Annotated in this window: 2 protein-coding genes and 2 pseudogenes (2 of these 4 cut by a window edge); 2 read left to right on the top strand and 2 right to left on the bottom strand. The window is 33.9% G+C overall.

Annotated elements, in window-relative coordinates; all coding sequences use genetic code 11:
• Positions 1 to 28: the 3' portion of an IS1634 family transposase gene (locus tag EDM02_RS04295; RefSeq protein WP_123663359.1), read on the top strand. The gene continues 683 nt to the left of window position 1, outside the view; the window shows 28 of its 711 coding nt (coding positions 684-711); its start codon lies off the left edge, out of view; the stop codon is at positions 26 to 28.
• A complete protein-coding gene (locus EDM02_RS04300) occupies positions 10 to 1,317 on the top strand; it encodes an IS1634 family transposase (RefSeq protein ID WP_123663360.1) in 1,308 nt (435 codons plus the stop codon). The genes EDM02_RS04295 and EDM02_RS04300 overlap by 19 nt, the downstream gene beginning before the upstream one ends.
• A 697-nt stretch (positions 1,318 to 2,014) precedes the next feature.
• Here the strand turns inward: EDM02_RS04300 and EDM02_RS04305 are convergent.
• Positions 2,015 to 3,040 (bottom strand): annotated as a pseudogene (locus tag EDM02_RS04305) (IS5 family transposase).
• A 111-nt stretch (positions 3,041 to 3,151) separates the two neighbouring features.
• Positions 3,152 to 3,689, bottom strand: a pseudogene (locus EDM02_RS06030) (transposase); its annotated part runs 77 nt beyond the window's last position; the annotation flags it as partial.

Raw genomic sequence — 3,689 nt, forward strand, 5'->3', positions numbered from 1 at the left:
TCTGCTCATTTGGATACAACTACGTTAACACTCTACGGTGACTATGCATGTGCTGAAACAGATGAGGTAGATGAATTAAAAAATAGTACTGCTGTAGCAGAAACTAACCGATTAACGCTACCTAAGATAGCCCGTCCAGCTCATGGCTATGCTAAAAATAAGCGCTTTGATTTAAAGCAAATGACTTTATTATTAGCTACTTCTGGAGCTGCTCACTTCCCTATATGGATGGAAGCACATGCAGGTAACGCTGCAGATAAGACAACTTTGGAAGCTGCTGCTACTCGTATGCAAAATTTTTGCAAAGCTTTAGAAAGCACCCCTTCTTTTTTATATGTGGGCGATTCTGCCATGTATGCCAATTGTGTAAAATATGGGCAAAATTTACTCTGGTTATCTAGAGTACCAGATAATATAAAAGTAGCTAAAACTTTATTAACCAAGCAAACTATTGATTGGATAGAGCTAGACAAGGGATATAAATATATAGTTGTTAATCAGATATATCAAGGAATTGCACAAAGATGGGCATTGATTTATTCCAAAGAAGCTTATGATAAGGAAGTAGTTACTTTAGAAAAAAAGATAGAAAAGGAAGCTAGTGAAACCAATAAACTATTATGGCATTTGGGTAATCAGTTATTTGGCTGTCTGCAAGATCTTGATAAGGAAATCTTGCAAATAAATAAAAAATTACACTATCATAAGATTAGCTATACTGCTGCCACTATACCAACTTATCTAAGAAAAGGACGTCCTAAAAAAGATAATAAACCAGACAAAATTGAATACAAAGCCCATACAGTTTTACTACGAGATGAAGAAAAGATTGAACATGCTACGTTAAGTAAAGGACGTTTTATTCTAGCAACCAATCAATTAGATGAAATTGCTCTTAAAGATAGCGAAATATTATCTACTTATAAAGAACAATCTGGTACTGAATCAGGATTTAAGTTTATTAAAGATAACAGTTTTGAAGTAGATTCTATTTTTCTTAAGAAGCCTGGACGGATTAGTGCTTTAATGGTAGTGATGACGCTTTGTTTAATGGTCTATAGCTTTGCGCAGTATGATTTACGTAAGCAATTAGAAGCAACCAATACTACTATCTTATCTCAAAGTGGCTATGCTACTAAGAAACCTACCATGAAGTGGATTTATAAACTCTTTCATGGCGTACATCTACTTAAAATAAAGATAGGTGAACAGTATCATGAAATAGTTCTCAATATGAATGATATACTAAAAAAGATTGTGCAGCATTTTGGACCTATGGCTTGTAGAATATATGATATTGAATATGAAAATATCTAACAGGGCCAAAGGTCTATCTAATGAGGTTATATTTTGATTATATGGAGTAAAAAGCTTAGCAAGAAAAGGAAAATTGCCTCTTTATAGCCCGTTTTTACGAAAATAATAAGGCTAACTCATACGAATCTGTCGCTAAAAAACCTAAAAAGGGGGAAATATATATTTTAAAAATTTTATGCGGAATGTCGGATATTGGCAGTACGTATGGGTCCATTTATGCAACACCTCTCTATGCCAGAAACGATAGGAGGCCGTTGCAATAGACAATTAAATTTAATCATAAATAATCCACTTTCCCCTCATTGAAAAAATGGTTAATTTAACATGAGTTTTCGGTGNAATAGTTCTCAATATGAATGATATACTAAAAAAGATTGTGCAGCATTTTGGACCTATGGCTTGTAGAATATATGATATTGAATATGAAAATATCTAACAGGGCCAAAGGTCTATCTAATGAGGTTATATTTTGATTATATGGAGTAAAAAGCTTAGCAAGAAAAGGAAAATTGCCTCTTTATAGCCCGTTTTTACGAAAATAATAAGGCTAACTCATACGAATCTGTCGCTAAAAAACCTAAAAAGGGGAAAATATATATTTTAAAAATTTTATGCGGAATGTCGGGTTATGGCAGCAAAAATCTTATTATTTATTGATTTTTAGATACTTTTAGTGCATTTTGGATAGACCATTCCCCTAACAACCTCTTAAAATGATATTAGGGGACCTGTATAAGTTATAAGCTATTGCTTCCATAAGATGTTGTGTATGTGTTTTATCAAGACCTATATAGCGGGCTCCCGAACTGCGGAACCAACTTCTTATACTACCAAATACACGCTCTACCTTATAACGCGTCTTAGCTATTAATTTGTTAAACCGCTTAGCGGTAACTGATAAAGGATTATTCTTAGTAGCCTTCTTCTGAATAGCTGATTTTAACTTTTTTTTCTTTAATAATGTTTCATTAGGTAAGCCACTATAGCCCTTACCTGCATATACCCTGCTACCTGGTGGTAAGTTTACTTTATCTAATAAGACCTCTAAATGACCACTATCATGACTAGATGCTTTTGTGGTACTCACGGCTAGCACTAATCCTTCTTTACTTTCTACAAGTATATGCCGCTTATAGCCATAATATAGCTTAGGGCCTTTTTTAGATCAACTTGCTTCTGGATCTACTCCTTTTTGATAACTTTCAGATACGGTTATACTGCCATCTGCATGAAGATCATAACTTTTTTTCCCTTTAGGACATCTGGGAGTAGGAGTAATAGAGGCATCGATAATTGCACCATGTTGCACTAATACACCATGATTAGATAGTTGATTATTAATGTTTTTCAATAACCTCTCTAGTGCCTTCTTCTTTGTAAGGACAGTCCTAAATCTGCTTAATACACTATGGTCGGGAACCGAACTGTCCATCGAAATACCACAAAATCTGCTAAAAGTTATACGATCGTTTACTTCTTCTTCTACTTGATAGTCACTCAGTCCATACCATGTCTGAAGTAAGAGCATTTTAAATAAAAGTAGGGGACTATAGGCGGGTTTGCCAGATAAACGTAAGCCTTTAGGATAATAAAGGCGAAGTTCTTTTTCAACCGATAACCAATCAATTATATTGGTGATTTGATCAAAAAAGATATGTTTACATTTACGTTTACTTGCTGAAATATCTGCTAAACTTAATTGACCACTTGATTGGATTGCCATAACTATACAATTAATAATAATTCTAAAAAAATAAACACCGAAAACTCATGTTAAGTTAACTATTTTTTCAATGAGGGGAAAGTGGATTATTTATGATTAAATTTAATTGTCTATTGCAACGGCCTCAAAGAGTTTCTGAAAGCTTTTAGTTGAGCACTTCCCAATCAGCACTTGATGCATTTTTTGACGCATCACACCAAACAAAACTGAAAAATTCAAACGATACTCATTTATTTGCTCTGGTTTCCAGGGACCTTGAGCATCACACATATGCAGTGCCAATAAATTACACATTACTAAATGAGCCCAAAATTCCTGTAATACAGCTTCTAAATATATACCAGAAAAATTCTCTAGTTCTGTACTTATCTTTAATCGTTTATAACACTCTTCTATATGCCACCTCAAAACATAAACTTTACTAATGCTTTCCAGGGTAAATTGTGCTCTGTCAAAAAGTGAAGTAACCAAAACTTCTCTTTTGCCATTGGATGGCATAAACGCTACAACTCTTACTATCTGGCTGATAGTTTCATCCTTATTTTCTAGAACTAGATCAAAATCTGATGCGCCCGATGCAACCCGCTCCCATAGATTAGTATAATTTTTTCCTTGTACACGAAAAATAAAATCTGATTGACATGCATTA

This window comes from Candidatus Cardinium hertigii (assembly GCF_003788695.1).